17 protein-coding genes are annotated in these 25,480 nt (G+C 45.5%); 7 read left to right on the top strand and 10 right to left on the bottom strand.

The window, feature by feature from the left end; all coding sequences use genetic code 11:
- Positions 1-41: 41 nt before the first annotated feature.
- Both AC13CS_RS11930 and AC13CS_RS11925 read right to left on the bottom strand, forming a co-directional pair.
- Positions 42-1,676, bottom strand: coding sequence for a CTP synthase (locus tag AC13CS_RS11930; RefSeq protein WP_163625617.1), 1,635 nt, complete (start codon positions 1,674-1,676; stop codon positions 42-44).
- A gap of 49 nt (positions 1,677-1,725) precedes the next feature.
- Positions 1,726-1,968, bottom strand: a complete 243-nt coding sequence (locus AC13CS_RS11925; RefSeq protein ID WP_163625618.1) for a DUF3820 family protein — start codon at positions 1,966-1,968, stop codon at positions 1,726-1,728.
- Between the two features lie 43 nt (positions 1,969-2,011).
- On the opposite strand from AC13CS_RS11925, the gene AC13CS_RS11920 reads away from it, so the two are divergent.
- The 3 genes from AC13CS_RS11920 to AC13CS_RS11910 all read left to right on the top strand — a co-directional run bounded on the left by AC13CS_RS11920 (position 2,012) and on the right by AC13CS_RS11910 (position 5,522).
- A complete protein-coding gene (locus AC13CS_RS11920) occupies positions 2,012-2,875 on the top strand; it encodes a hydroxypyruvate isomerase family protein (RefSeq protein WP_163625619.1) in 864 nt (287 codons plus the stop codon).
- A 657-nt stretch (positions 2,876-3,532) separates the two neighbouring features.
- The gene (locus tag AC13CS_RS11915) at positions 3,533-5,116 is read left to right on the top strand and encodes a MauE/DoxX family redox-associated membrane protein (protein ID WP_203532411.1); all 1,584 of its coding nucleotides are present in this window, start codon (positions 3,533-3,535) and stop codon (positions 5,114-5,116) included.
- A gap of 142 nt (positions 5,117-5,258) precedes the next feature.
- A complete protein-coding gene (locus tag AC13CS_RS11910; protein ID WP_163625621.1) occupies positions 5,259-5,522 on the top strand; it encodes a DUF6520 family protein in 264 nt (87 codons plus the stop codon).
- 75 nt (positions 5,523-5,597) lie between these two features.
- On the opposite strand, the gene AC13CS_RS11905 is transcribed toward AC13CS_RS11910, so the two are convergent.
- The 3 genes from AC13CS_RS11905 to AC13CS_RS11895 are packed head-to-tail and all read right to left on the bottom strand — an operon-like array spanning position 5,598 to position 12,695.
- Positions 5,598-8,279, bottom strand: a complete 2,682-nt coding sequence (locus AC13CS_RS11905) for a S9 family peptidase (protein ID WP_482888787.1) — start codon at positions 8,277-8,279, stop codon at positions 5,598-5,600.
- On the bottom strand, positions 8,269-9,657 hold the full coding sequence (locus AC13CS_RS11900; protein WP_482888786.1) for a RagB/SusD family nutrient uptake outer membrane protein: 1,389 nt from the start codon (positions 9,655-9,657) through the stop codon (positions 8,269-8,271). The genes AC13CS_RS11905 and AC13CS_RS11900 overlap by 11 nt, the downstream gene beginning before the upstream one ends.
- A 17-nt stretch (positions 9,658-9,674) precedes the next feature.
- Positions 9,675-12,695, bottom strand: coding sequence for a SusC/RagA family TonB-linked outer membrane protein (locus AC13CS_RS11895; protein ID WP_482888785.1), 3,021 nt, complete (start codon positions 12,693-12,695; stop codon positions 9,675-9,677).
- 752 nt (positions 12,696-13,447) lie between these two features.
- On the opposite strand from AC13CS_RS11895, the gene AC13CS_RS11890 reads away from it, so the two are divergent.
- Positions 13,448-13,777, top strand: a complete 330-nt coding sequence (locus AC13CS_RS11890) for a hypothetical protein (protein ID WP_482888784.1) — start codon at positions 13,448-13,450, stop codon at positions 13,775-13,777.
- A 339-nt stretch (positions 13,778-14,116) separates the two neighbouring features.
- On the opposite strand, the gene AC13CS_RS11885 is transcribed toward AC13CS_RS11890, so the two are convergent.
- The 4 genes from AC13CS_RS11885 to guaA are packed head-to-tail and all read right to left on the bottom strand — an operon-like array spanning position 14,117 to position 18,732.
- Positions 14,117-14,650, bottom strand: coding sequence for a DUF922 domain-containing protein (locus AC13CS_RS11885; RefSeq protein WP_482888783.1), 534 nt, complete (start codon positions 14,648-14,650; stop codon positions 14,117-14,119).
- Positions 14,638-15,042, bottom strand: a complete 405-nt coding sequence (locus tag AC13CS_RS11880; RefSeq protein WP_293165080.1) for an OsmC family protein — start codon at positions 15,040-15,042, stop codon at positions 14,638-14,640. Before AC13CS_RS11880 ends, AC13CS_RS11885 begins: the two co-directional genes overlap by 13 nt.
- A complete protein-coding gene (locus AC13CS_RS11875) occupies positions 15,020-17,203 on the bottom strand; it encodes a LysM peptidoglycan-binding domain-containing protein (protein ID WP_482888781.1) in 2,184 nt (727 codons plus the stop codon). Before AC13CS_RS11875 ends, AC13CS_RS11880 begins: the two co-directional genes overlap by 23 nt.
- Positions 17,200-18,732, bottom strand: coding sequence for a glutamine-hydrolyzing GMP synthase (gene guaA / locus AC13CS_RS11870; RefSeq protein ID WP_293165084.1), 1,533 nt, complete (start codon positions 18,730-18,732; stop codon positions 17,200-17,202). Before guaA ends, AC13CS_RS11875 begins: the two co-directional genes overlap by 4 nt.
- 206 nt (positions 18,733-18,938) lie before the next feature.
- On the opposite strand from guaA, the gene pgmB reads away from it, so the two are divergent.
- Positions 18,939-19,598 carry a beta-phosphoglucomutase gene (gene pgmB / locus AC13CS_RS11865; RefSeq protein ID WP_163625630.1) on the top strand — a complete coding sequence of 220 codons (660 nt, stop codon included), beginning with the start codon at positions 18,939-18,941 and terminating at the stop codon, positions 19,596-19,598.
- A gap of 219 nt (positions 19,599-19,817) precedes the next feature.
- Here pgmB and bshC read toward each other — a convergent pair whose 3' ends face one another.
- Positions 19,818-21,422, bottom strand: a complete 1,605-nt coding sequence (gene bshC / locus AC13CS_RS11860; RefSeq protein WP_482888780.1) for a bacillithiol biosynthesis cysteine-adding enzyme BshC — start codon at positions 21,420-21,422, stop codon at positions 19,818-19,820.
- A 160-nt stretch (positions 21,423-21,582) separates the two neighbouring features.
- On the opposite strand from bshC, the gene AC13CS_RS11855 reads away from it, so the two are divergent.
- Both AC13CS_RS11855 and AC13CS_RS11850 read left to right on the top strand, forming a co-directional pair.
- Positions 21,583-24,030, top strand: coding sequence for a M14 family metallopeptidase (locus AC13CS_RS11855; RefSeq protein WP_482888779.1), 2,448 nt, complete (start codon positions 21,583-21,585; stop codon positions 24,028-24,030).
- 114 nt (positions 24,031-24,144) lie between these two features.
- Positions 24,145-25,464 carry a carboxypeptidase-like regulatory domain-containing protein gene (locus tag AC13CS_RS11850; protein ID WP_482888778.1) on the top strand — a complete coding sequence of 440 codons (1,320 nt, stop codon included), beginning with the start codon at positions 24,145-24,147 and terminating at the stop codon, positions 25,462-25,464.
- Positions 25,465-25,480 lie beyond the last annotated feature (16 nt).

The raw sequence follows: 25,480 nt of genomic DNA, 5'->3' as shown, positions 1-25,480 counted from the left end.
ATTGGTATTTCAGGTGGCAAATATATGCCCAAAACCCCGTTTTATGCCAAACTGGCATTGTTTTGTTTCTGCTTTTGGGTCAATACCGCTTTTACAAACCCCACAAATAAGGGATGTGGACTCGCAACCGTACTTTTGTACTCTGGGTGGTACTGCACTCCAACAAACCATGGATGTGAGGGTATTTCCACCACTTCCACCAAGCCTGTTCTTGGGTTCAGCCCAGAGGCTACCAATCCAGCTTCCTCCATTTGCTCCTTGTAGGCATTGTTGAATTCGTAGCGGTGCCTGTGGCGTTCTTCAATATCGGAGGAACCGTATACCTTCTCCACCAAACTGCCTTCTTTTAGGTGACAGTCCCAACTGCCCAAACGCATGGTTCCGCCCATATCGGTAATGGATTTTTGTTCTTCCATTAAACTGATTACAGGGTCTGGCGTATTTTTATCCATTTCGGTGGAGTTGGCATTTTCCAGACCCAGCACCGTTCTGGCAAATTCAATGACCGCCATTTGCATGCCCAAACAAATCCCCAAAAAGGGAATATCGTTTTCACGGGCGTAACGAACGGCCAACACTTTACCCTCTATACCACGTTCACCAAAGCCGGGGGCAACTAAAATGCCGTCCAAGCCCATCATCTTCTTGTCAATGTTTTTGGCCGATAGATGTTCGGAATGCACCGATCTTACCTCAACATCCACTTCATTGGCCGCACCTGCATGGATAAAAGCCTCTTGTATGGATTTGTACGAATCGGGAAGTTCGACGTATTTTCCGATCAATCCGATGGTTACCTTATGTTTTGGATTTTTATGGCGTTGTAAAAACTCCTTCCACTGATCTAGGTTGGGTTCTTTATCATCCGGAAGGGCCAATTTTTGCAAAGTAACCGTATCCAGGCCTTCTTCCTGCATCAACAAAGGAACATCGTAAATGGTGGATGCGTCTATGGATTGAATTACCGCTTCTTTCCGAACATTACAGAAAAGCGCCAATTTTTCCTTGATGTCCTCCGAAATCTGATGTTCGGTACGGCACACCAAAATATCCGCTTTTATTCCGCTCTCCATCAATGTTTTGACAGAGTGCTGCGTCGGTTTTGTCTTTAACTCCCCTGCCGCGGACAAAAATGGCACTAGGGTTAGATGGATTACAATACCGTTATGCTCGCCCAATTCCCAAAGCAACTGCCGAACAGATTCAATATAAGGCAATGATTCGATATCCCCTACCGTACCCCCGATTTCGGTGATAACAATATCGTAATCCCCACTATTCCCCAAAATTTGGATGCGCTCCTTAATTTCGTTGGTAATGTGGGGCACTACCTGAACTGTTTTGCCCAAAAATTCACCTCTTCGCTCTTTTTCAATAACGCTTTGGTAAATCCTGCCCGTAGTTACATTATTGGCTTGGGAAGTACGTACGTTCAAAAAACGTTCGTAATGGCCAAGATCCAAGTCGGTTTCCGCACCATCATCGGTCACATAACATTCGCCATGCTCATAAGGATTCAGCGTTCCCGGATCTACATTTATATAGGGATCTAATTTTTGTATGGTGGTCCGGTATCCCCTGGCTTGCAGTAGTTTAGCCAAGGATGCGGCGATGATTCCCTTACCCAACGAAGAGGTAACGCCTCCCGTAACGAAAATGTACTTGGTATCTGACATATTGCTCATTCTATTACGGGGCGTAAAATTACTAATTGCTGGGCAAAAATCAGGAAGATTCGCGAGGAAAATCTTTTTGCAGCTTTCTTATGATGGGTTCCAGGTTGTTATCCTTTATCGTCAACATCGTATTTAGGTAATCACCGAGTTTCCCCTTGGGAAATCCTTTTTGACGGAACCAGACCAAATAAGGCAAGGGCAAATCCACAAGGTAACGCCCTTTGAATTTACCAAAGGGCATCTTGTAATGTGCCAGCTCCAAAAGCTGTTTTGAATCGGGACGTATTTCCATATCTAGGTCGAAAATACTATCTTTCCCATAACAAATCCGAAAAATGAAACGTAGAAATTTTATAGCCACTGCTGCCGTTGGGTCTGCAGGTCTGGCTTCAGCCTCTGCCATGGCGGCCAGCCAAGGGCAATCCAAAACCTTTAAACTCAAGCACAATATCAACCACAGTGTATGCGAATGGTGTTTTAATGACATCCCGCTGGAGGATTTTTTAAAGACATTGAACGAATTGGGCGTTAAAGCCATTGATCTCGTAGGCCCCGACAGATGGCCCATATTAAAAAAATACGACATACATTGCTCCATGTGCAACGGTGCCGAAATTGGCTTGGCCGAGGGATGGAACAATCCAAAATACCATGAGCAGCTGATCAAAAACTACACGGAAATGATTCCGAAAGTGGCCGAAGCGGGCTATACCAACCTTATTTGTTTTAGTGGCAATCGCAACGGGATGAACGATTATGTGGGCCTTCAAAACTGTGTAGATGGTCTTTCTCAGATTATGCCTTTGGCCGAAGAACACGGTGTAGTGATCCAAATGGAACTTTTTAACCAAGTAAACCACCCCGATTATATGTGCGACAACTCTTTATGGGGCGTGGAACTTTGCAAACACTTGGGCAGCGATAATTTTAAATTGTTGTTCGATATCTACCACATGCAGATTCAGGAAGGCGACATTATCCGTAGCATACAGAATTACCACCCTTATTTTGGGCACTACCACACGGCTGGGGTTCCCGGGCGACATGAAATTGATGAAACCCAGGAATTGTACTACCCTGCTATCATCAAAGCAATTCACGATACAGGTTTTACAGGGTACGTGGCCCAAGAGTTTATTCCTACTTGGGATGACAAGATCCAGGCGTTGAAAGATGGGTTTATGCGGTGTGATATTTAGACCGGATACTTTTTCACTAGTTGAAAACAAGGATGGAAAATGATTTAAAAATTCTGTCCTTTAATCATAAACAAGGCCATCCTTGAAACGGATGGTCTTTTCTTTTGGAGCTCGACTGCCCTTTGCTTTTTCGATATCAATGTAAACCGATTAAAATAAGCCTTAACAATTTCCGTAAATTCCACAACCCGTCAAAAAGAGTAAATATGGCCTCCGTCCGATATGGCACACCCTATTGCACCTTGTCAAGACAGGCTTTCAACGGTACATGTTGCCGAATTGATTCCAAAGCCGGCAGTTGGTTGGCCATCATTGGAGCAGGTGCGGGCACATGGAGGTCATAGAGGCGGAGCTATGCCAGCTCAAGGAACTTGTTGGAGAGAAACGGTCCAGAAATACCCGTGCGACTATGGGCATTCTAGACGGTGAGACCTGAAGGAACGCCTTGCCCATTGCCAACGAGGACTTTGACGGAAACAAAAGGGTAAATGGCAAAAGCGTATGTAGCTCTGTAAGGGTTTTTACATTTTTTTAAGAAAAAAAGCGAAAATATTCCCTCTCAGGCAACAAATACTCCTTCTCAGATACGAAGTAATCCCTTACAGATCCATCATCCTCCTTAATTTTATCATTGTAAATCAAACGGTTACAAATAAAATGAAATGGAGCGTAAAACATATCAGGATTACTTTGGAGGTCATATGTCTGTTGTACATCATCCTTTTTGCTTATGCCGCTGTCAACAAACTGTTGGATTTTGAAAGTTTTCGCATTCAATTGGCCCAATCCCCCCTTCTTACCGCACATGCGGATTGGGTGGCCTGGACAGTTCCCCTTTCAGAACTGATCGTGGCAGGAATGCTTTTTGTTCCCCGGCTCCGGTTTTGGGGCCTGTGTTCCGCCTTTTTCCTTATGTCCATGTTCACCGCCTATATCGTCATCATCCTGAACTTTACCGACTTCATCCCCTGCTCCTGTGGTGGCGTTTTGGAGGATCTGGGGTGGACCGAACATTTGGTCTTCAATCTCCTATTTGTGCTTTTGGCACTGATCGGCATCCTTTTATCGAACCCACAGGGCAGTAACGGGGGAAACCAAAACCAACAGCGGAACCATCCTTGGGCACCAAGGGGATTGACGGGCAAACTGCTTGTAATCATAGGGGCACTTGCCTTGGGAAGCATGTCCTTGGTGACGGGCCTGTTTCTATGGAGCGAGGATATGGTCCACCATCGGAACAATTTCACCCGTCGTTATCCCCACCACCCCATAAAACGTACCTATGAACTGGACCTGGGCTTCAATTCCTATTATTTGGCCGGTGCTGGCCAGGGCAGGATTTTTTTGGCCAATCCCACTTCCCCGCTCCATATGGTGGTCAGTGATACCACATTAAGGGACACCCTGCACATCCAAATGAAGATTCCCCGTGAAAACATGGGTTTTAGGTCCATCAGGACCATTGTACGCCCACCCTATTTCTACTTTATGGACGGGACGGTACCCATTATATTCAGGGGCAGTACCGATACATGGTCCGCCAATCCCCTATTAAGGGACGAAGCCTATTTTTCATTGGCGGTTCCCCTGTCCCCCAACACTTTTGCCATACGGGCACGCAGTACCCAAAACAACGAAAATGAACTTGGGCTGGTCCGGTTGGGGGACAGCATCCCATTATCGTTGAAACCCGACCTCCTACAAAAACAGGTTGACGGCGTCTTTGATACCGATGGGGTATTGTTGCACGACCCGTTATCGAACCAGGTGGTATATGTGCATTATTACCATAACAAGATCATTTTGGCCGATACCCTATTGCAAAGGACACGCTATGGCCGGACCATCGATACCATCAGCTTTCCCCAGATAAAGGTGGCCACCCTCCAAAAGAACAATCAACGAAAAATGGCGGCCCCACCCCTGATCGTCAACAAAAGGGCTGCCGTCCATAACGGCCTTCTCTTTGTCCAAGGAAATCTCCTGGGCAGGAACGAATCCGAATTTATGTGGAAAAGGGCTTCGGTCATAGACGTTTACGATCTAATGGACGTAAGCTATGTCCTCAGTTTTTATGTGCAGCATTTCCGTGGGAAACCCCTTAAGGATTTTTTGGTCGCCGAGGGAAATTTCATCGGGATCTTTGACCAGACCCTGGTCACCTATAAACTGCAGGGACCGTCTTTTGACGGCATAAGGGCAAATGCCCAAAACGAAACACTTGCACCACTGCAAGATTAGATAGAAAAACCGGCACGGATGGGACAAAAGGCCCAAAGTGCCGGATAAAGATATCCGGATGCTCCATCTCAAGGTCAAAGGCCTGTCACCTTGTTGTTGGAGCTGAACAAAAGCATGGGTCTTAATTTTAAATTTTATTATTATGAGGAAAAACCTTTTTAAAACAATCATGCCCGCCATAGCGATCGTATTTGCCGTGGCGGCGGCCTTTGCCACCCAGGCAAAGGATGAAAACGGTTCCGCCCTTGTGGATGCATATATCCCCATGGGGCCTGGACAGCCTTGTGAAAACACAGGGCTGAAATGTGAAACGACCGTTTTGCCCAATATTTGTACCTACCAAGGGCAACAAGCCTTTGGATTGGAGGGTTTGACCAGTTGTAGTGTGGATCTCTACAGGGATTGAACAGCTATGATCTGGTAATTTGGCTGTGCAGTAGGGGAGCACCGGGAAATCGGTGCTCCCTTTTTTGCAAGCATTTTATGGCTCTTCTTTGATCATCCAGGCCTTTTTGGGATGGTCCTTTAGATAATGGTCCATCCACTCTTTGATTCGGCGGGTCAGGTCCTTCTGTTTTTTCATGTTTATAATAGCATGCTTTTCACCGGGATAGACCAAGAGCACATGGTCCTTTTTCAAACGCCTCAATGCCAAATAGAGTTCCACACTCTGTGTCCAATGTACATTGCGGTCATCCTTCCCGACCCAAGCGAGTAAGGGCGTGTTGATATTATGCGCTTGGTAAACCGGCGAGTTCTCGATAAACCTTTGAAAGTTATCCGTAAAGCTATCGCCCATCCGTAATTGATGGTGCTCGTACCGCCAAGCCTCATCAAGTCCCCTGGCCTCACCAATGGAAAGATAGCTACTGACCAGATCGGTAATCGCCACCCCCGCAATGGCCGTTGCAAAAATGTCCGTTTGGGAAATGATATAGGTAGTCTCAAAACCCCCGAAGGATGCTCCATACAGCCCAATCCTTTGAGGGTCGGCCAGACCCATATCAACCACCTTATTGACGGCAGAGACTACACAAGCCAAGGCACTCTCCCCTGGTTTTCCTATCTCATAATCTATATCTGGGTAAAGAACAAAATATCCCTCGGCAGCAAAAACAGATGGGTTCAAATAATCCGCCTTAATATACTCTGTAGGAATTACCGATTTATGCAACTTATACCTTTGTTGCTCATAGATATGTACCACCATCGGATATCTTTTCCCCGGTTCATAACCCGAAGGATACACCAATACCCCCTCGATTTCTTCACCCTCCTTGTTCCTATAACCGATCAATGAAGACCTGCCCCATTCATATTCCGATTGAAAGGCATTGGGCTTCGCCAAGGTCTTGGGGTCCTGGCCCACTTTGAGGTGGACCAGTCGGGTCGGCTCTTCAAAGGTTTCTTCCAGATAAATATAATCCTGGGTGTCCTTTGCCTTTTTCAATCCATATATCCGCTTTGGTTTGTATACCAAGGTCTGCAGACCCTTTTCCTTGTTCCAAAAAAAATAACCGGAACCCAGGTCATCCCCCGATCCCTTCAAGATCAATCCTTCTCCTCCATCAAAAATACCGTCCATAACGTTGGAAAAATAGTATGTATTGTCATGTTCGAAGGAGGCATTCCTATCGATCCGATATTGTATGCCCTTTTCCTTTCCCTTGGTCAGGCGTTTGTACCGTTTGCCATCATGGGAAATCCGCCAAATGTCATATCGGTCATAGACCAAAATCATGTTCCCTTCCTTGTCCCAGCCAGGACTGCCATAGGGCACTTCATCCTCCTCCCGCCCATAGTCCAAAAAGGACCAGTCCGTTTGCAGTTTTTTTGTGAGGTTGACATGCACTCCCTCTTCAACATGGTACACCCACCAATCCCCGTTCTTGAAATACTTGAGGTAGTTCCCGTTCTCCGAAATGCCCACATACTTGCCCCAATAGGGCAATTTTTCTTGCAGCAGTTGCTGTTTTCCTGTGTCCAGTTCCTTTAGGTAAAAGTCCTTATCGGCATCCCGCTTGAATTGTGGCTCATTGTCCCAGGGGTTATAGATAAGTGCATGGTCAAACCTTGGAAGGGGAATTGCATAGGGATGCTCCAATGTCGAAAGTTGCAACCTCTTTTGGGTCTTAGGCCACCATGCCCAGACACGGGCTTTGTCAGGGAACAGGCCCAACAGTTGTCTCCGTGGGTAGATCAATGGGTCCTGGGCATGCCATAGTTCGACTATTTCCCCATCATTAGGCCCCTTGGGTTCGACGCCAAACAATACCTTGGAATTGTCGGGGGCGATCAGCAAACGGTAATCGGCCAATTGATGCCCCTGTTTACCAAAGGAACCCTCCCCATCCAACCGAGACCAGTTGGTTTTCGGCCCTATCTCATGGAAATAAAGGTCGAGGTCATTATTGGCTTCATCATCTGTCTGAAGGAATGCAAGACTATTGCCCGAAGGTCCCCACACCAATCGTTGAAAGGGAAACTTGGAATCCCGTAATACAACGGGTTCCCATCCACTAGGTCCCAAACCCAATAGATGAAGGGCATATCTTCCCTTTTTCCTCATGGTATAAAGGAGCTTGTTTCCCTTAGGGGACATGAGATGGGAGTCCACTCCCTTTAGGTTAAATGTCCTTCCCGTTTTCAGGGACCTCAGTTCAAGATCATATCCACCGTTTTCAGCTCCCTCTTTTTTTATCAGGAGCCACCTGCCATTCAATATCATTTCGTGGCCCAATATGGGGCCGATGTCCACAACTTCACCTTTGTGCAGGTCCTGTAACTGCAATGATCCTTCCTTGGATATTATCGCCTTACCGCCATCCGGTGTAAATTCCAATTGTCCCCCGCCCGGATGGACATATTGGGTATCTCCTTCCGTAGATTGGATAAAAAGGGTGTCCTGTCCATAATCGTACTGCTTTGTGTACGAGGCCCATTGGCCGTTATCGGAAATTTGGGGCAGGAAAAGGGTGCTCCACCGATGATAGTCCTTTGGGGTCAGGTCTTTTTTCGAGGTTACCTGCCCCCAAAAGGGGCAGGTGGCTAACATCAATAAAATAAATGAAAACAAAACCTCGCGGTTTATCTTTGGTTCCCTTTCTCCCTTTCCTGGGACAAGAGTCAATATCCCCTTGTTTTGATCTGTTCTAATAACCATCGTTTTGGGGGTTTAGGTTCGGATTGGCCAAAAGCTCGGATTGTGGTATGGGGAACAGCAGATGGTACTCCTGCCAGTTCGGCTTTAGCGGTCCAAGTACCTCGCCTGCTTTTTGAAAGCGTTTAAGGTCGAACCAACGATGGCCGAACTCCGTAAAGAGCTCATATCTTCTTTCCTGAATAAGGGCAGCCTCCACACCCATCCTATCCAGACCTTCCATATCCGAAAGGCCTGCACGGCCACGGATCTTGTTCAAATCCGCCATGGCCCCATCAAGGGCTCCCAATTGCATCCTGGCCTCTGCCCTGATCAAATAAAGTTCCCCCAACCGCAATACCACCGAGTGCTCCACGGAGCTTCCAGTAGGGGCATTGGCCTTGTATTTGTAGGGATGGTGCCAAACCGTGGTACCATTCGTTATGCCCCTGGTCCAATGTACGGCCCGTTGGTCTCCGGGAGCGAACCCGTCCATAAAGGATCGGGTAAGGGCTCCCTGGTTGATAGGGGGTCCCGATTCAAATATATAGGTCTGGGCCTCCAAGGTATTTCCTTCGGAAGTTACCGGTTTCAACTGCCATAAGGTTCCCTTGCTCCCTTTCAAGAAAACCTGGTCCAGATCTTCCTCCCAGGTATATAGATCGGTCCTGGCCAACACATCGTTTGAAAGGGACAGGGCCCTGTCCCAATCACCAAAATAAAGGGCCACCCTGGCCAAAAAGGCCATGGCCGCATATCGGTTCACCCTGATCCTATCCGGTGTCACATACAATTCTGGAAGCAGATCGATGGCCCTTTCCAGATCGGAAACCAACAGTTCGTAGATCTCGGAACTTCCCAATTTCCCGATCTGGGCATTCTCACGATAGTCCGTTGCCATCACATAGGGTATGTCCCCAAAAAGCTGGGACAGGTAAAAATGGATGAAACCCCTTAGAAAAAGGGCTTCTCCCTGTAATTGTTCCCTATCCATTTCAGAAAGGGCAGTGTTATCTTCCAAGCCCTCCAAAATGGAATTACAGGCATAGATCAGGTTGTAACTGTTGTTCCATAACGTTGCCAACTCCGGTTCGGTGGCCAAAACGGAATGGATGTTAAAATTGTAGATCGTTCCAATGCCGTCACCATAGTGATCCAGTTCATCCGCGTAATGTCCCAAAAGATTTCCGATGCCCCGGTAACCGCCCGTGATCAGGGTCTGATTTCGCAGTCCCGCGTAAATGTTCGCCAAGGCCGCCGTTGCCGTGGCCCTATCGGTAAATACGGCCTCGCCCGTCAATTGGGAGGGTGGCAGGTCCGTTTCCACAAAATCCGTGCAGCCCGGTATCAGCAATGACCACACCAAAAAATAAAGGTGATATATTGTTCGTTGTATTTTCATCTGAATATTATTTTGAGTTAGAAGGTAAGTTGTGTGCCCAATGTAATCTGCCGTAGCGGGGGCAACCGTCCCACCCCGATGAATTCAGGATCCCCCCACCTATAGGAGGTCCATGTCCATAGGTTCTGTCCCTGGAGGTAGACCCTACAGTCCATGCCCTTGGTCAACTTGGCAGGGATCCGATAACTGACCGAGGCTGTTTTCAACCGGACAAAGGAACCATCGGACACCGCCCTGTTGCTGCCACTGTACCGGAAAAAAGCGGACACGGCATCAGCATTGTTGCCCGTGGTATATCGTTGTAGGGGCGCGTTTTCTCCCGCCTCCCCCCATCGATCCAGAACATCCACTGGCTGGTTCATCATCGAACCGGGGAAACCGCCATTGTAGAGATAGTTCCATTGTCTTTGCTTGGTGAACTGGAATAGAAAATCCAACTCAAATGGGCCAATATTGATATTGTTGGCCAAGCCCCCATAAAGATCGGGATCCATATCCGCTATCCATTGTTGGTCGTTGGGTGATGAAATAACACCGTCCCCATTGTAGTCCCTGAACTGATACACTCCCGTGGTGGGGTCCACCCCCGTACTGTAATACAGTTTCCGTATCCCAAGAGGTTCCCCTACCACAAGCCTGTTGGCGTAGGTTGAGGCCTCCAGTCCCGGAAAGGAAATCAATTCGTTCTCTGGAAGACTCAGGTTCATGGAGAGCTGCCACTTTACTTTCCGAGTATGTACCAAACGGGAAGTGAGTTCCAGCTCCACTCCCTTGTTCTGGACAATGGCATCCAAATTGGCCTGGAGACTGGTGAAACCTGTCGTGCCCGGCATGGGGATGCCCACCAGTTGATTGGAGGATCGGTTGCGATAATAATTGCCCGCCAACAGGATACGGTCCTTCCAAAAGCCAAGCTCCAACCCGACCTCCAGTTTATCGTTGCGCTCCCATCCAAAATCGGGATTGAAGAGGCGGGTAGGCTGTAGGACACTGACCCCATCATAATTCGTTCCGCCCAAACTGAAGGTCTCCCAAAATTGATAGTCCCCGATCTGATCGTTCCCCGTGGTGCCGTAACTTCCCCGTAATTTACCATAACTGATCACCGGAAGGGCCTCTTTGATAAAATTCTCCTCCGAGAGCAGCCAAGCGGCCCCAACGGCCCCAAAGTTGGCAAACTGGTTTCCGGGACCAAACCTTGAGGAACCGTCCCGTCTCGCCGTTAGGTTAAGGATATATTTTTGTCGATGGTTCAGGTTGATCCTGCCAAAAATGGCCTGGTACCTATACTCCGTCCCGGAATCCAAATTGATGTTAAGGGTAGTGGCCGCTGAAATGTCCCCAAGGAGTTCATTACTTGGAAAGCCTTGGGCATAAAGCCCCAATTGATGCTGATCTTGTTGTTGGAAAGTACTTCCCAACAATACATCCAATTGTAATGGTCCCATACTTCCTTGCCATTGCAACTGGGGCTCCAAGATCCATGAAGTACGGGACGATGTCCCCCTATAGACCGAGGAATACCGGCTATCGGCCCCATAGGCCGGGTTGTATCTTGTCGAGGGCAGGACCCTGCTGTCATCCATCCTTGCATCCGTATAACCCAGGTTTACCTTGGCGGTAATTCCTTTTAAGACAGCATAGGAAGCGGTCCCATTTGTGGTCAGGGTCTTGGAATTGGAGGAAAAGCGGCTCTCCAGATCGGCAAGCGGATTGTTCCAGGTATTGCCGGCCCAGTTCAGTTCCCCATCCTCGCCATAAAGGGCCGGGGCATTGGGGGCCAGGCTACGCGAGGTAAGGGTAAGGTCAGCGGCGGGCAGGTCGTTGTCGTCGACAACGTAGTTCCCGGAAAAATGGAGCTTGAAACGTCCATCCTCGGAATTATGGTCCAGGTTCAACAATACACTTCCCTTTTGATAACCGGACTCCCCTGGAAAAACAGTATTCTCCCTTTGGTAACTCCCGCCGATCAGGTAGCGGGTGCCATTGCTCCCTCCGGATACGGATGCCCGTGCCATGGTCCTGTGCACGGTTCCCCCGATCAGTTCCTTTTGCCAATCGGTGTACCGGTCCTGGTCCCAGGTACCGTTCACATCATGGGCATTGGCAGGGTAATCCTCTATGCCATCATTGGCAAAGGCCTCCCGTCTCATCTCCAAGTACTGTGGGGTGTTCAACAGGTCCATGAAACGGGTGGCACTGCCCAGACTGGTATTGAGATGGATGTTGAATTCTGCCTTGCCGGAGCGGCCCTTTTTTGTCGTGATCAAAACCACCCCATTGGCACCACGGGAGCCATAAATGGCCGTGGCATCGGCATCCTTCAGCACCTCTATTTTTTCTATATCCGCAGGGTTGATCCCGTTGAGCGGACTTATGCTTCCCCCTAGGATTCCTGAGGTCTGGGAATAGTTGATGGGATCCGATGCAAAGGGCACCCCATCCACAATATAGAGCGGATCGTTACCTGCACCGATACTGTTCCGCCCCCTGATCTGGATGTTGAAGCCCGCCCCTGGCAGGCCAGAGCTCTGGGTAATGTCCACTCCGGCCATACGCCCCTGAAGGGCGGACAGTGGATTGGAAACGGGCTGTTTTTCGATTTCGGAAGCTGTCACCTTACCGATGTTCCCCGTGCGCTCCCTTTCGGTAACGGTATAATAGCCCGCATTGAGCACTACTTCCCCCAATTGGGTCACATCTTCTTCCATTATTACGTTCACCACATTCCTTCCTGCTATTGGGACGGTAAGGGATTTAAAACCTACCATGGAAAAGACCAATACATCGGTAGGAGAAGCTTGAACGGAAAAGGAACCGTCCAAACCGGAAATAGTGCCCACATTCTTGGATTCCACCACTAGGTTCACCCCGGCCAGGGGACTCCCCGAAGTATCGGTCACGGTGCCGGAAACGGTGGCCTGTGGTGGTTCCAAGACAGTGCCCGCCTGCACATAAAAGGCACAGAAGGGCATTAGAAAAGCATATAGGAGCACATGCAGGATTCCCCTGCGCATGCGTTGTGTTACTAGTTGCATAAATTGAGTTCGTTTGATTAAAATGTTGGTTGTTATTCTCCACACTGCCCCATAAGTCACGGAAAAACCGTAACTTCCTAAAGGACATCAAGGTTCGGACATAGGCCATCCTGCCCAGGTAAAAGCATACCCAGAAATAGGATTCCTAAACCAAAAAAGACCATGTTTTCGTGATTGGGCCGGTTGCCCTAAAAGTGTAGTCGTTGGTGATGGGACAAAAGGATATCGTGAACCGGAAAATAATAAAACGTGTATCCCACAACCCTGGCCTTGGGATTATACGGGGTTCTTTGGCTTCTTTTTAAACAGGATATCGAACACCGAATGCGCTGCCCCAAAAACAGGACAACAACACGGTGTGAACCCCACAAAAAAAAGTTGCCAAATGTTTCCCATAACCCAAATAGTTGGGCGATATCCTGAATGAACAAAAGAAACAAAACGCTAAGAAGATATTGCAATGAACCAAATGCCAAAAAAAGGCGCGGAACTCAACTTACCACACTGGGGTACTGGTATACCTTGCTACGATAAGAGAGCCCACGCCCGGGTCGTGAGCAAACTGCTTATTGTCTCGTAGCAAAAATTACCAGTTTTCAGTGTGAGACTCCAAGCGAATGCTTCTAATATGTATCAATCGAAGAATCGCAAAAATAATCCTTTAACAAAAAAGGATGTTCAAATATATTCAAAACATTTTAACGACACAAATGTCGTTGACGGAATTTTAATTATTAACGTCTTTTGGAATCATGGTTGAGGAAGAAGAAATTTTACATTTTACAACTTCTATAGAAATGGTCTTAAAGGAACTTCGTATGGAGAAAGGTATTTCTCAAGGAAAACCTACGGGATTATCTCAATCGGACGTTAACATTGAATTTGCAAATATATACAAGGTTACATTAAACATGGGACGTATGGAGTCAAAACCCAGTTTTGGGGTGGCTAAGCTTTTTCTTTTATGTGACTATTTTGGTATTTCAATAACTCAATTTTTTGAAAGGGTACTGAGTAAAAAGAAAAGGGAAATAATTTCTTTTTTAGAAGATAAAGAGTCTAAAAGAAGAAAAAATCTATAATCAATTAAACATATTAAAAATTTCCGCCAAAAAAAAATAAAACCATTGAAGAACAAATGGGATCTTTTGTAGGTTTCCGATATCCCAACTCGGGAAAAGGTATCTTCTGCGGATAGAACAACAGTGCCAAGCATAACTCTAAATATTGGGTCAAGGCTTCAAAAGTGCCTTAGGTCTCTCAAATCCATTGCAATGGTTCTTCCTGCTGTTCTCTTGAAAACATGGTTGCCTTTTTGAAATTACTTTGGAGTAAAGCTCAGAAATAGTTTCCAGATAGTTAGTCCTATATATCGTACCCGATCAAGAAATCAAAAAAAATTGGTCGATTTTAAGCAGGAATCATTCCCAAACCTTTAAGGCTTCGGCTATCTTTTGGTTCCATTCGAACTGCTTCTCACGGTTTCGGGAAAAATTGGTCTCCCAATCGTATCGCTCTTGGTAGGTTTGCAGCTCCCTTAAAATATCGGAATAAATTTTCCTTACCTCTGCCTTTACATCATCGGAAAAAGAGGTTCTACGTAATTTTTCCCGCATCTTACGGGCAAATACCTCGGTAATATCAAAATGGAGCTGTTCGTGGGCCAATGTGTTCTCGTTGCACAGTTCGGGTCGGTACCAAGACTCGTTGGGGTAGAAATAGGCGTTTACCTCAAAATCCAAATTCACCTCGTGGTGCAACAGATTGGCCGAATAGGTATAGCTGATGCCGCTCGCAGTGGTTGCCGCAGATTCCTCCGCTGGGGGTACTTTCCCCTTAAAATCGGCCCAAGTGAGCCGTATGTCCTCATTCCAAGGGACACCCTCCTCGATTTCCTGTGCAAATCCCAAAAAACCAAGTAGAAAAATACATCCTATGGAAATTATTTTACCCAATTGAATTCGATTATTTTTTCAATATCGGGGTGCAGGCTATAGTGCACCGGGCAGGTATTGGCCGTATGCACCAAAATTTTCCTGTGCTTTTCGGACACCGATGACGGCAACTCGAATTTTACCTCGATTTTGGAAATTCTTCTTGGGTTCGCCGCCATGTGCTTGGTTACCTCGGCAGTGGACCCTGTCAAATCCACATCCATATCACGGGCCTTGATTCCCATCATGGTCATCATACAATTGGCCAAGCCGGTCGCCACCGTGTCGGTTGGTGAAAAAGCCTCGCCCTTTCCGTTGTTATCGACCGGGGCATCGGTAATAAACTCGTTTCCGGAACGTATGTGCACACAGGTAGTGCGCAAGTTTCCGTTATAGGTTACTTTTGACGTCATTTTTGAGCTTAACTTCTTTTAATGTAAGGTCATCATACTGCATAATGTAGCAGGCTCGGTTAAAATAGCCGGAAGTCCAGTCGTTGAAATAATCAAAACCGTTTCCTGCATATTCTGTTAGACCGATATACTTCGAAGTTTCGAAAAGGTTCTTCTTGTATGCGAGTTTCAGCAGTATGTCCATAGTTACATCAAAACCGCGAACAGCATATCTATCCGGTAAGTTTCCATTGTACTTTTTCATGTATGCCCTGGTAAAGGCATCATTCTTGGACGCCCGGTAGAACGATGAAAAGGTAAACCTAAGATTGGAAAGATGGGTCCTGGAGACGGCCTCATCATCAAAAGCATCGTTATAACTCGTGGTAAACATGCGTACCTTGATTTTCTTGGTCTCTTCGGAATCCACCATGGAAGCTGTGTTGGCCGAGTTCAGGATAGAAGTAACGCTGGACACCATATTGGGCTGATCTGTTTCGAGGAACACCCAATTTTCCTTGTCTTCGGATAGTTTGATCAAAAATTCATCCAAATGCAATGATTTGTTGTCGATTACCTTTGCGATTTGTGCTGCCGGGAATTTGCTCAAAATGGAATCATGCGCTACTTGATGGGTAGAATCCGCAATGATTATCACGTTTTCGCCCTTATGGATTTTTTCCATATGGGAGAGCATTTTATCCCGTAGTACAACATCCCTTGGTACGGAGTAGAATACATTGGCATGGCTCAACTTACTATCTGAAGCAATTGGGGCGATCACAGGAATGTTTTTTGCCGAAGCTTGAACAGCTGCTTCGTCCAAGGGCCCGGCTGCCAATGGGCCTATAATGGCGTCTACCCCGGTTAGATTTTCCCTAAATAGGATTTCTTTGACCTTGGTTTGGTCCAGTTGGGTATCGTAGGTTTTAACATCCACCGAGACCCCTAACTTTTTAATGGAATCCAAAGCCACCATGGCCCCGGTATAAAATCCAAGGCTCAATGCTATGTCCCTACGGTTTTTGATCAGTGCCTCGGCCTTTTCAGTATCGGCCACATTTACCTTGTCCAATCGGAAAGGAAGCATAAAAACCAGTTTGGGCCTGTTTTCCACATTAATGCTGTCCACCAAATTGATCTTATCCAGAACCAAAGCATTCTTCACTTCCAATTCTTCTGCCTTTTCTTTGGGCAATTTTAAGACCATTCCAGCCTTTAGTCCATTTTCCAAGGCCGGGTTTAAACGGAACAGCTCATCCCTGGTAATTTTCAGGTTTTGGGTAATTCTGAATATGTTTTGCTTAGGCTTTACTTCGTAAAAAATAAAGTTTTCTGTGTTTACCTCGCCTTCTTTGTTCTTCTTTTTGGGAAGTCGTACCACCATTCCTTCTTTTAGGCCACCCTCTTTCATGATCTCGGGGTTGAGCCTTACAATGGAATCCGTTGGAATACCATACTCCCTTCCCAAACTGTAAAGGGTCATTTTTGGCGGTACGGTATAGGAAGTAAACAATTCCACCTCTTGTTCCTTGAGGCTATCGCCTTTTGGTCTTGGCAGTTTCAATTCTTCGCCAGCGGCCAAATAGTTGGTGTTCTTGTCCAATTCCGGGTTCAGCACCAATAGGCTATCCACACTTATGCCATATTTGTGGGCAATGCTCCAACGGGTTTCCTTGGGCCGGACAGTATAGTTTTCAAAATCCAACTCCTTTTCTTCATCGGGGTCCACCTCAGGAAACACAGGGATTTGGAGCACCATCCTACGTTCTAGGGTTTCGGAATACAATTTGGTATTGTACCGTTTGAGCTGGTCCTCGGTAATGTTGTATTTCTGCGTTAGTCCAAAAAGGGTTTCCTTTCTTCGTACCCTGTGCCGTATGAAACGAATTGGCTTTACCTCTTCTTCCTCTTGTTCTTCTTCTTTGGTCTTTGTTTTATCTTCAACAGCTTTTCCGTTCAAAGGAATTATAAGTATGGTGTTTTCCTTTACATCGGAAGCACTTTTGATTTCCTTGTTGGCCTGTAAAATGCTGTAGGGCGTTACCCTGTATTGTTGAGAAATGCTTTTAAGCGTTTCCCCTTCCTTTACAGCATGTGTTGCGTAGTTTTGTGCGGATACCGGCACCATGGCCAATAAAAAGACCATGGTAAAAACCAGTTGTAACATATGTTTTTTCATTCCCATTCTATAGTTGCCGGTGGTTTTGAGCTAATGTCGTACACCACTCTATTAACGCCTTTAACCTTATTTATTATATCATTCGAGGTCTTTTGCAGGAATTCGTAGGGCAAATTTACCCAATCGGCCGTCATTCCATCGGTGCTTTCAACAGCTCTGAGCGCCACACATTTTTCGTAGGTGCGCTCATCTCCCATTACCCCTACACTATCTACGGGCAAAAGCATGGCTCCGGCCTGCCAAACCTTGTCATAAAGCCCCCATTTTTTGAGTCCATCAATAAAAATGGCATCCACTTCTTGCAAAATAGCCACCTTTTCGGCAGTAATATCTCCCAAGATACGGATTCCAAGACCGGGGCCCGGGAACGGATGTCTTCCCAAAATTTCTGCGGGCATATCCATACTTGCTCCTACTCTTCGTACCTCGTCCTTGAACAACATTTTTAAGGGCTCCACCACTTTCAATTTCATATAGTCGGGCAATCCGCCTACATTGTGGTGACTTTTTATCACTGCTGATGGTCCGCCACTGGCCGAAACCGATTCAATCCTATCCGGATAAATGGTTCCTTGTGCCAACCATTTCGCATTTTCCACTTTGTGGGACTCATCATCAAAAACCTCAATAAAGACCCTACCGATGATTTTTCTTTTTCCTTCAGGGTCCGATTCTCCTTTCAAGGCATCCAAAAAGCGTGCCGAAGCATCAACACCCTTAACATTTAATCCCATGTGCTTGTATTGGTCCAAAACACTTTCAAACTCGTTTTTGCGCAAAAGACCGTTGTTAACGAAGATACAGTACAAATGATCTCCGATTGCTTTGTGCAATAGCATGGCGGCCACACTGGAATCCACTCCACCGGACAGGCCCAAAATCACTTTTTCGTCGCCAATCTCTTTTTTTAGTTCCTCTACAGTTGTTTCCACAAAAGCATCCGGCGTCCAATCCTGTTTTAATCCAGCAATGTTCACCAAAAAGTTTTCCAAGAGTTTTTTACCATCGGTGGTGTGGTATACTTCAGGGTGGAACTGAATCCCGTAGGTCATTTCACCATCAATCTTGTAAGCTGCATTTTCCACATCGTGGGTACTGGCCAAACGAATGGCTCCTTCGGGCAATTCCTTAATGGTATCGCTATGGCTCATCCACACTTGGCTTCCTTCACCAATATCTTGTAAAAAATCATCTTCTGAGTTTACATAGGAGAGATTGGCCCTCCCATATTCCCGAGTGGCGGACGGAGCAACATTACCACCATGAAAATGGGACAGATATTGTGCACCATAGCAAATGCCCAACAAAGGTTTCTTGCCTTTTATTTCGGACAAATCGGGATGCGGGGCATGCTCCGAGCGCACCGAAGAAGGTGAACCGGAAAGGATAACCGCCTTGTAATCCGATAAATCCTCGGGCAGTTTATTGTAGGGTTTAATTTCTGAGTAAATGTTGAGTTCCCTAACGCGTCTTGCGATCAGTTGTGTGTACTGGGAACCAAAGTCTAGGATGAGTACGTTGTTATGCATGGGCAAAAATAGGAATTTGCTTTAGTTGCAAAAGTATCTTTTAAAGGATATTTAATACAACTTTTTCCATGAAGTTATTCCAACGGGTTATCAACAACTCAATCTTTCCAAAGTTGCCTACACTTTCTTTTGAAAAAAGTACACGCTTATCTAGTTTTTTTCTTAACTGATTTCATTATTTCTTTGCCCTTTAAATAACACTGACCATGATCAAGGGATTTATTTTTGATTTGGATGGCGTAATCACAGATACTGCCGAACTGCATTACGCTGCTTGGAAAAAATTGTCGGACTATATGGGTTGGCAATTTGATCGTGCCCTTAATGAAAAACTGCGGGGAATATCCAGAATGGATTCCATAAAGGTGATAATGGACCATAACGGGCTTAGCTTGGACGATGCGACCATTCTTGAACTTGCCACAAAAAAGAACGACATATATGTTGAAAGTTTGGATAGCATGACCCAAGAGGATTATTTGCCTGGCGCCAGGGAACTTTTAACTCATTTAAGGTCTGAGGGCTTTAGCGTTGCCCTTGGTAGTGCCAGTAAAAATGCCCCAAAAGTGTTGAAACAGCTCAAGGCCACCCATTTTTTTGATGTAATCGGTGATGGCAATAGCGTTTCCAAAAGCAAGCCTGCCCCGGATATTTTCCTTTATGCTTCGGAAAAATTAGGGCTGCGCCCAGAAAACTGCATTGTTTTTGAGGATGCCGAGAAAGGGATAGATGCCGCCAAAGCCGGCAACTTTCACAGTGTGGGCATAGGTCCCGAAGAGCGCGTGGGACATGCCGATATTAGGTTCGACACCATGAAGGAGGCTACGCTGTTCGAAGTAAAGTCACATTTCAAGGATTTGTTCTAAAATCATTTTAAGCCATAAAAACAAAAAGCCCTGGGAACCACTCCAGGGCTTTTCAATAAAAATAAAATCAAAACCAACCTAAACATATGAGTTAACCAACTCAAAATTTAAATTTTCATAGCTATTTACACCTATGGAACAACCCAGAGCATAAATACCCTACTTTGGTTGCAAGCTTTTTTGAAAAATATCAATGTATTGAATGGTATCAGGCAGCAATCAATTGTGCCTTAAAATTGTAAAGCCTTTGGAAAAGGGGTCCAATGTCTCCAACAGCAAAGGAATCAAATCCTCTCCCATTTCCAGATAAATTTCTGAAAAGTTAAGCTGTCTTTCCTGAAGCGATCGGTTGGGGAACAACTCATTTTGAAGATCGGTCAACCGCACCACATGGTCCTTTAATTTTCTTTTTTGGGCTCGCAACAACCGTTTTTCCAAGTTGTCCAAGCCTTTTTTCTGCTTTACCTCCTGTGCCTTTACCGCTCCCAAAAAGCTTTTATCGGTTTGTTCGGCCAGTTCGTACATGTACCGGAACTGCTCTTCCAACAACTGTTTCTGGGGCGAAAAATCAATATCGATATTGGAGATGTCGCGTATCTTTTTATTGATCAGCGAATGCTGCTTCATAAATAAATGGGAAACCTTCAATCCCATCCGTTCCACTTTTTCCGATTGCTTTTCCGTTATCAGCAAAGCTGAATTTCGAAGCATCAACATAGGAAATGTAACCCCAACCCCATCAAAATAGGATTTAAGCTCCAACCAATAGGCCAATTCCCCTCCCCCGCCAATATAGCACAGGTTGGGCAAAATCACTTCTTGGTACAAAGGTCGCGCCACTACATTGGGCGAAAACCGTTCGGGATGCCCGTCAAGTTCCTTTAAAAGTTCTTCCTTAGTAAAATCAATATGCGTATTGATCACATGGTATTTCCCTTTTTTTAGGATAATCCGTTCTCGCAGACCATCCTTTAAATAAAAATAATTGATCTCCCTTGGGTTTACTTGAATGGTATAGTCTGTGGAAACCTTTCCCAATGCATCGATTGTTTCCGATATTTTTTTATGGGGCGTGTGCTCCAGTATATCCTTTTTGGCATAGGGAACGAGTAATTCCTTCAAATCTTTATCATCGCCGTCCACAATCACCAAACCTTGGTCACCAAACAGTGCATTGGCAAGATACCGGGTGGCTTCGGTAAGGGTTGAATGCTCTAAATATGCTTTTTTAAACAGGTCTTTCAGCTTTTCTGTAAGTCCTAAATTTCCAAGTTCCGCGGAAAATATCTCGAACACCTCTTCCAGGCCTTCCGTAGATAATCGACCTACCGCTCCAGATGCCTTTTTGTTCCAAAGCACCTTTTTTCCGTGCAGGTTAAAATAATTGATCTCATCAAAATCATGGTCCTCCGTGGCCATCCAATATACCGGCACAAAGTGGTTTTTTGGATGCTCTTTGTTGAGCTGTTTGGCCAAATTGATGGTGGAAACAATCTTATAAAGGAAGTACAACGGCCCCGTAAATAAATTCAACTGATGCCCGGTTACCACCGTAAATGTGGTCTCTTTGGACAAGGCATCCCTATTTTTTTGCGTTGCCTTGGAAACCTCAACGCCTTGGTATTGCTCCTTTAAAGCATTGACCAAGACTTTTCGATGTGCTTTGGGATAGTTTGTGGCCTTTTCTTTGATTTGATCACCAAAGTTTTCGGGCAAAGGATATCTATTAAAAAAAGGGGATAATTCTTTTTTCTGATCGAGATAGTCACAAATTAATTGGGAAAAATAACCGGTCTCCTTAAAGGGTATACATTCTACTTCCATTAAAAATTGCAATGAGGTGTTCAAAGATAAGTCTCTTCTTTTTTTCTCATCCCAAAAATACGTTAATTGAATTTTATGCAATATTAGCGGGTTGGGCCCAATAAAATTAGGATTCTGCCTCAATTTATTAGTAGATTTGGTAGAACCAATTAACCCAAGCATGACCAGATTTTTATTTTCCCTCATTCTTTTCGTATCAATTTCCGTATCGGCACAACAACTAAAATCCCCTTCAGAATTTTTGGGGTACGAACTCGGAACACAGTTTACCCGTCATCACGAAGTGGTGGATTATTACGAGTATTTGGCTGAATCTGCCCCGGACAGGGTGCAGCTTACCGTTTATGGCAAGACCTACGAGCGCAGGCCTTTGATCTTGGCCTACGTCTCCTCCGCAGAAAACTTGGCCAACCTGGAAAGCATTAGGCAAGAGCACCTAAAAGATACCGAAGGAACGGGAAATGCATCCAAAGCCATTGTTTGGCTAAGCTATAATGTACACGGTAACGAAAGTGTGAGCACAGAGGCTTCCATGAAGACCATTTATGAACTTTTGACCAAAAAAAGTTCTTATCTGGAAAACACCGTGGTGATCATGGATCCGTGTATTAACCCGGATGGGCGCGACAGATACAGCAACTGGTACAATCAATATAAGAACAGCCCGTATCAAGTGGATCCCAACAGCAAGGAACACCACGAAGGTTGGTGGAGTGGACGGAGCAACCACTATATGTTCGACCTGAACCGTGACTGGGCGTGGCTTACCCAGGTAGAAAGCCAGCAACGGTTAAAAATGTTCAACCAATGGTTGCCCCACATCCATGTGGATTTCCATGAGCAGGGGGTGAACAATCCCTATTATTTTGCACCTGCGGCAGAACCCTATCACGAGGTGATCACCGATTTTCAGCGTGATTTTCAAGTAACCCTTGGTAGAAACCACGCCAAATATTTTGATGCCAACGGTTGGTTTTACTTCACCAAAGAGGTTTTTGACCTTTTGTACCCCAGCTATGGTGATACCTACCCCATTTACAACGGCTCTGTTGGAATGACCTACGAACAAGGTGGAAGTGGCAGAGCCGGGCTTGGGATTATCACTGCTATCGGTGACACCCTTACCTTAAAAGACCGAATCGCCCATCACTTTACAACGGGGCTCTCCACCGTGGAGGTATCTTCCCAGAATGCGGAGAAGTTAAATGATGAATTCAGGAAGTTCCATCAAAATAAGGATTTTAAGTACAAAAGTTATGTGCTAAAAGGTGACAAGGACAAATTGGATGCCCTTAAATCCCTTTTGGACAAACACAACATTGCATACGGCAATCTTTCCAGTGGTTCTTTCAGGGGACATCACTATACGACAGGCGAAAGTGGCAACCTGTCCATCAACAAAAATGGCATGGTAGTGTCCACCGACCAGCCCAAAGGCACCTTGGTAAAGGTATTGTTCGAGCCCAATGCCAAACTTTCGGATTCGTTGACCTACGATATCACCGCTTGGTCGCTGCCCTACGCGTATGGATTGGACGCCATTGCCTCCACGTCTATAATATCTTCCCAAAATACAGAAGAAGTTATGGTACCTTCAGGTATCAATAGCGGAAGCTATGCCTATCTGACCGATTGGAACAGCATGGACGACGCCCGATTTTTGGCGGCCCTACTAAACGAGGGAATAAGGGTTCGCAAAGCAGATCACCCTTTTAGTATCGAAGGTAAATCCTTTGCGCGTGGCACCTTGATCATCACCAAAGGTGATAACGAAAACAAGGAAGATTTTATCCAAACCCTGCAAACCATTGCTGCTAGATTTAAAAAGGAGATTACTTCCACAAGTACAGGTTTTGTGGATTCGGGGAAAGATTTTGGTTCCTCTTCCATTCAAATGATAAGCAAGCCAAAGATTGCCGTTTTATCCGGTGGCCCCACCTCAACACTACGATTCGGGGAAATTTGGCACTTTTTTGAGCAACAATTGCATTACCCGCTCACCGTGATTGATGATGACTATGCAAACCGGGTGGACTTGAACGAGTACAATATTTTGGTTTTGCCGGATGGGCGTTACGGCAACCATTTTAACGAAGATCAACTATCCAAACTAAAGAATTGGGTAAGACAAGGCGGAAAAATCATTGCCATGGGCGGGTCCATCGATGCCCTTGATGGTAAAAAGGGATTTGGGATCAAGAAAAAGAAAGTGGAAAAAGATTCCACCGAAAACACCCCCCAACCCTATAAAGATTGGGAGCGGGAACGCATCAAGGGAGCGATTACCGGCGCAATCTTTAAGACTAAGGTGGATAGCTCCAATCCATTGGCCTACGGCTATGGTTCCGATTATTTCTCTTTAAAGCTCGGAAGCAGTGCTTATGAATATCTGGACAACGGAAATGCCGTGTACCTCGAACAAAACACCAAACCCTTTTCTGGTTTTGCAGGTATAGAGGCACAGAAAAAGATTTCCGAATCCTTAATATTCGGGGTCGAAAACGTTGGTCGCGGCCATGTAATTTATTTGGTGGACAACCCCTTGTTCCGAGGATTTTGGGAAAACGGCAAGCTGTTTTTTGCCAATGCGCTCTTTATGGTAGACTAAAATTCCTACAAACTGATTTAAGTGGATTGTTCGGTTTTTTAACTAAAATGGCACGAAAATTTGTGCCCGAAATTTTGTATATTTAATAAAAAGTAACAAAGAAAAATTGCCGATATGTCGCTGAGAATCCCATCATTGATTTTAAACATAAAACACCATGCATTTTTGCCATTGGCACTATGCGCTATGGCACTGTTAAGTCCAAGAGAGGCCTTTGCTTTTCAACAAGATGGTGCAGAGGTCGATTTCAATGAGTACAGTGGTGAGGTCAAGGAAGCATCGAGCAATAAATCTTTGGTTTTTGCCACACTTACCGTAGAAGGCACCAACATAAGTACCATTACCAATACAGAAGGAAACTTTCTTTTAAAAGTACCCAAAGAATACACCAACAAAAATGTGGTGGTTTCATTTTTGGGCTACAAAACCAAAAAGGTTCCCATTGCCAGCCTTGAACGCGAAAAAAACGAAATATCCCTAGAGGTGTCCGTTACAAGGCTTTCAGAAATCAATGTGAACGCCCCAAAAGATGCGTTGGCCTTGGTCAAGGAGACCCTAAAAAACAGGGATGAGAATTATTTTGAAGATCCCGCTTTGATGACGGCCTTTTATCGAGAAACCATAAAAAGACGAAGAAAGAACGTATCTTTGGCCGAAGCAGTGGTCAATGTTTACAAAACACCCTATAGTTCCACCCGCGATGATGCCGTTGAGCTTTACAAAGCGCGAAAAAGCACTGATTACAGCAAGTTGGATACCGTGGCACTAAAGCTTCAGGGTGGACCTTACAACACCCTGTATGTAGATATGATGAAGTACCCGGAATATATATTCTCGGAAGAGTCCCTATCCAACTACAAATTTACCTTTGATCGCTCCACAATGACCAATGACCGATTGATCTATGTCATCAAATTTAATCAGCATGAAGGTATTTTAGAACCATTGTATCGTGGGGAACTGTACATCGATGTCGAGAATAAGATCTTAACAGGCGCCATTTTTTCCCTGAACATTACAGATAGGAACAAAGCTGCCCAACTTTTTGTGCGCAGAAAGCCTGCAAAAGTGGATGTGTGGCCCACAGAGGTCTCTTACCGTGTTGATTATCGGGAAAAAGACGGGAAATGGCATTACGGCTATAGCAGTGTATTTATGGAATTTAAAGTGGACTGGGCCGATAAATGGTTTAATTCACAGTACAGTATGACGGCTGAAATGGCCATCACCGATTGGGAAAGAGTAAGCAAGACCGAAAGGCCCAGATATCGGCAACAAATCCGAAAGTCCATTATCCTAAGTGATGAGGCCTCCGGCTTCTCGGATCCTGATTTTTGGGGCGAATACAATATAATAGAACCCGAAAAATCCATCGAATCGGCCATCAGAAAAATCCAAAGACAATTACGAAGAGAAGAAAGAAACAGTGATTAGTTGATGCTGTTCTTCT

This window comes from Flagellimonas sp. B-3 (assembly GCF_056857835.1).
The sequence above is the reverse complement of the archived record's forward strand: the minus strand, read 5'-3'. Positions and strand labels throughout refer to the sequence as shown.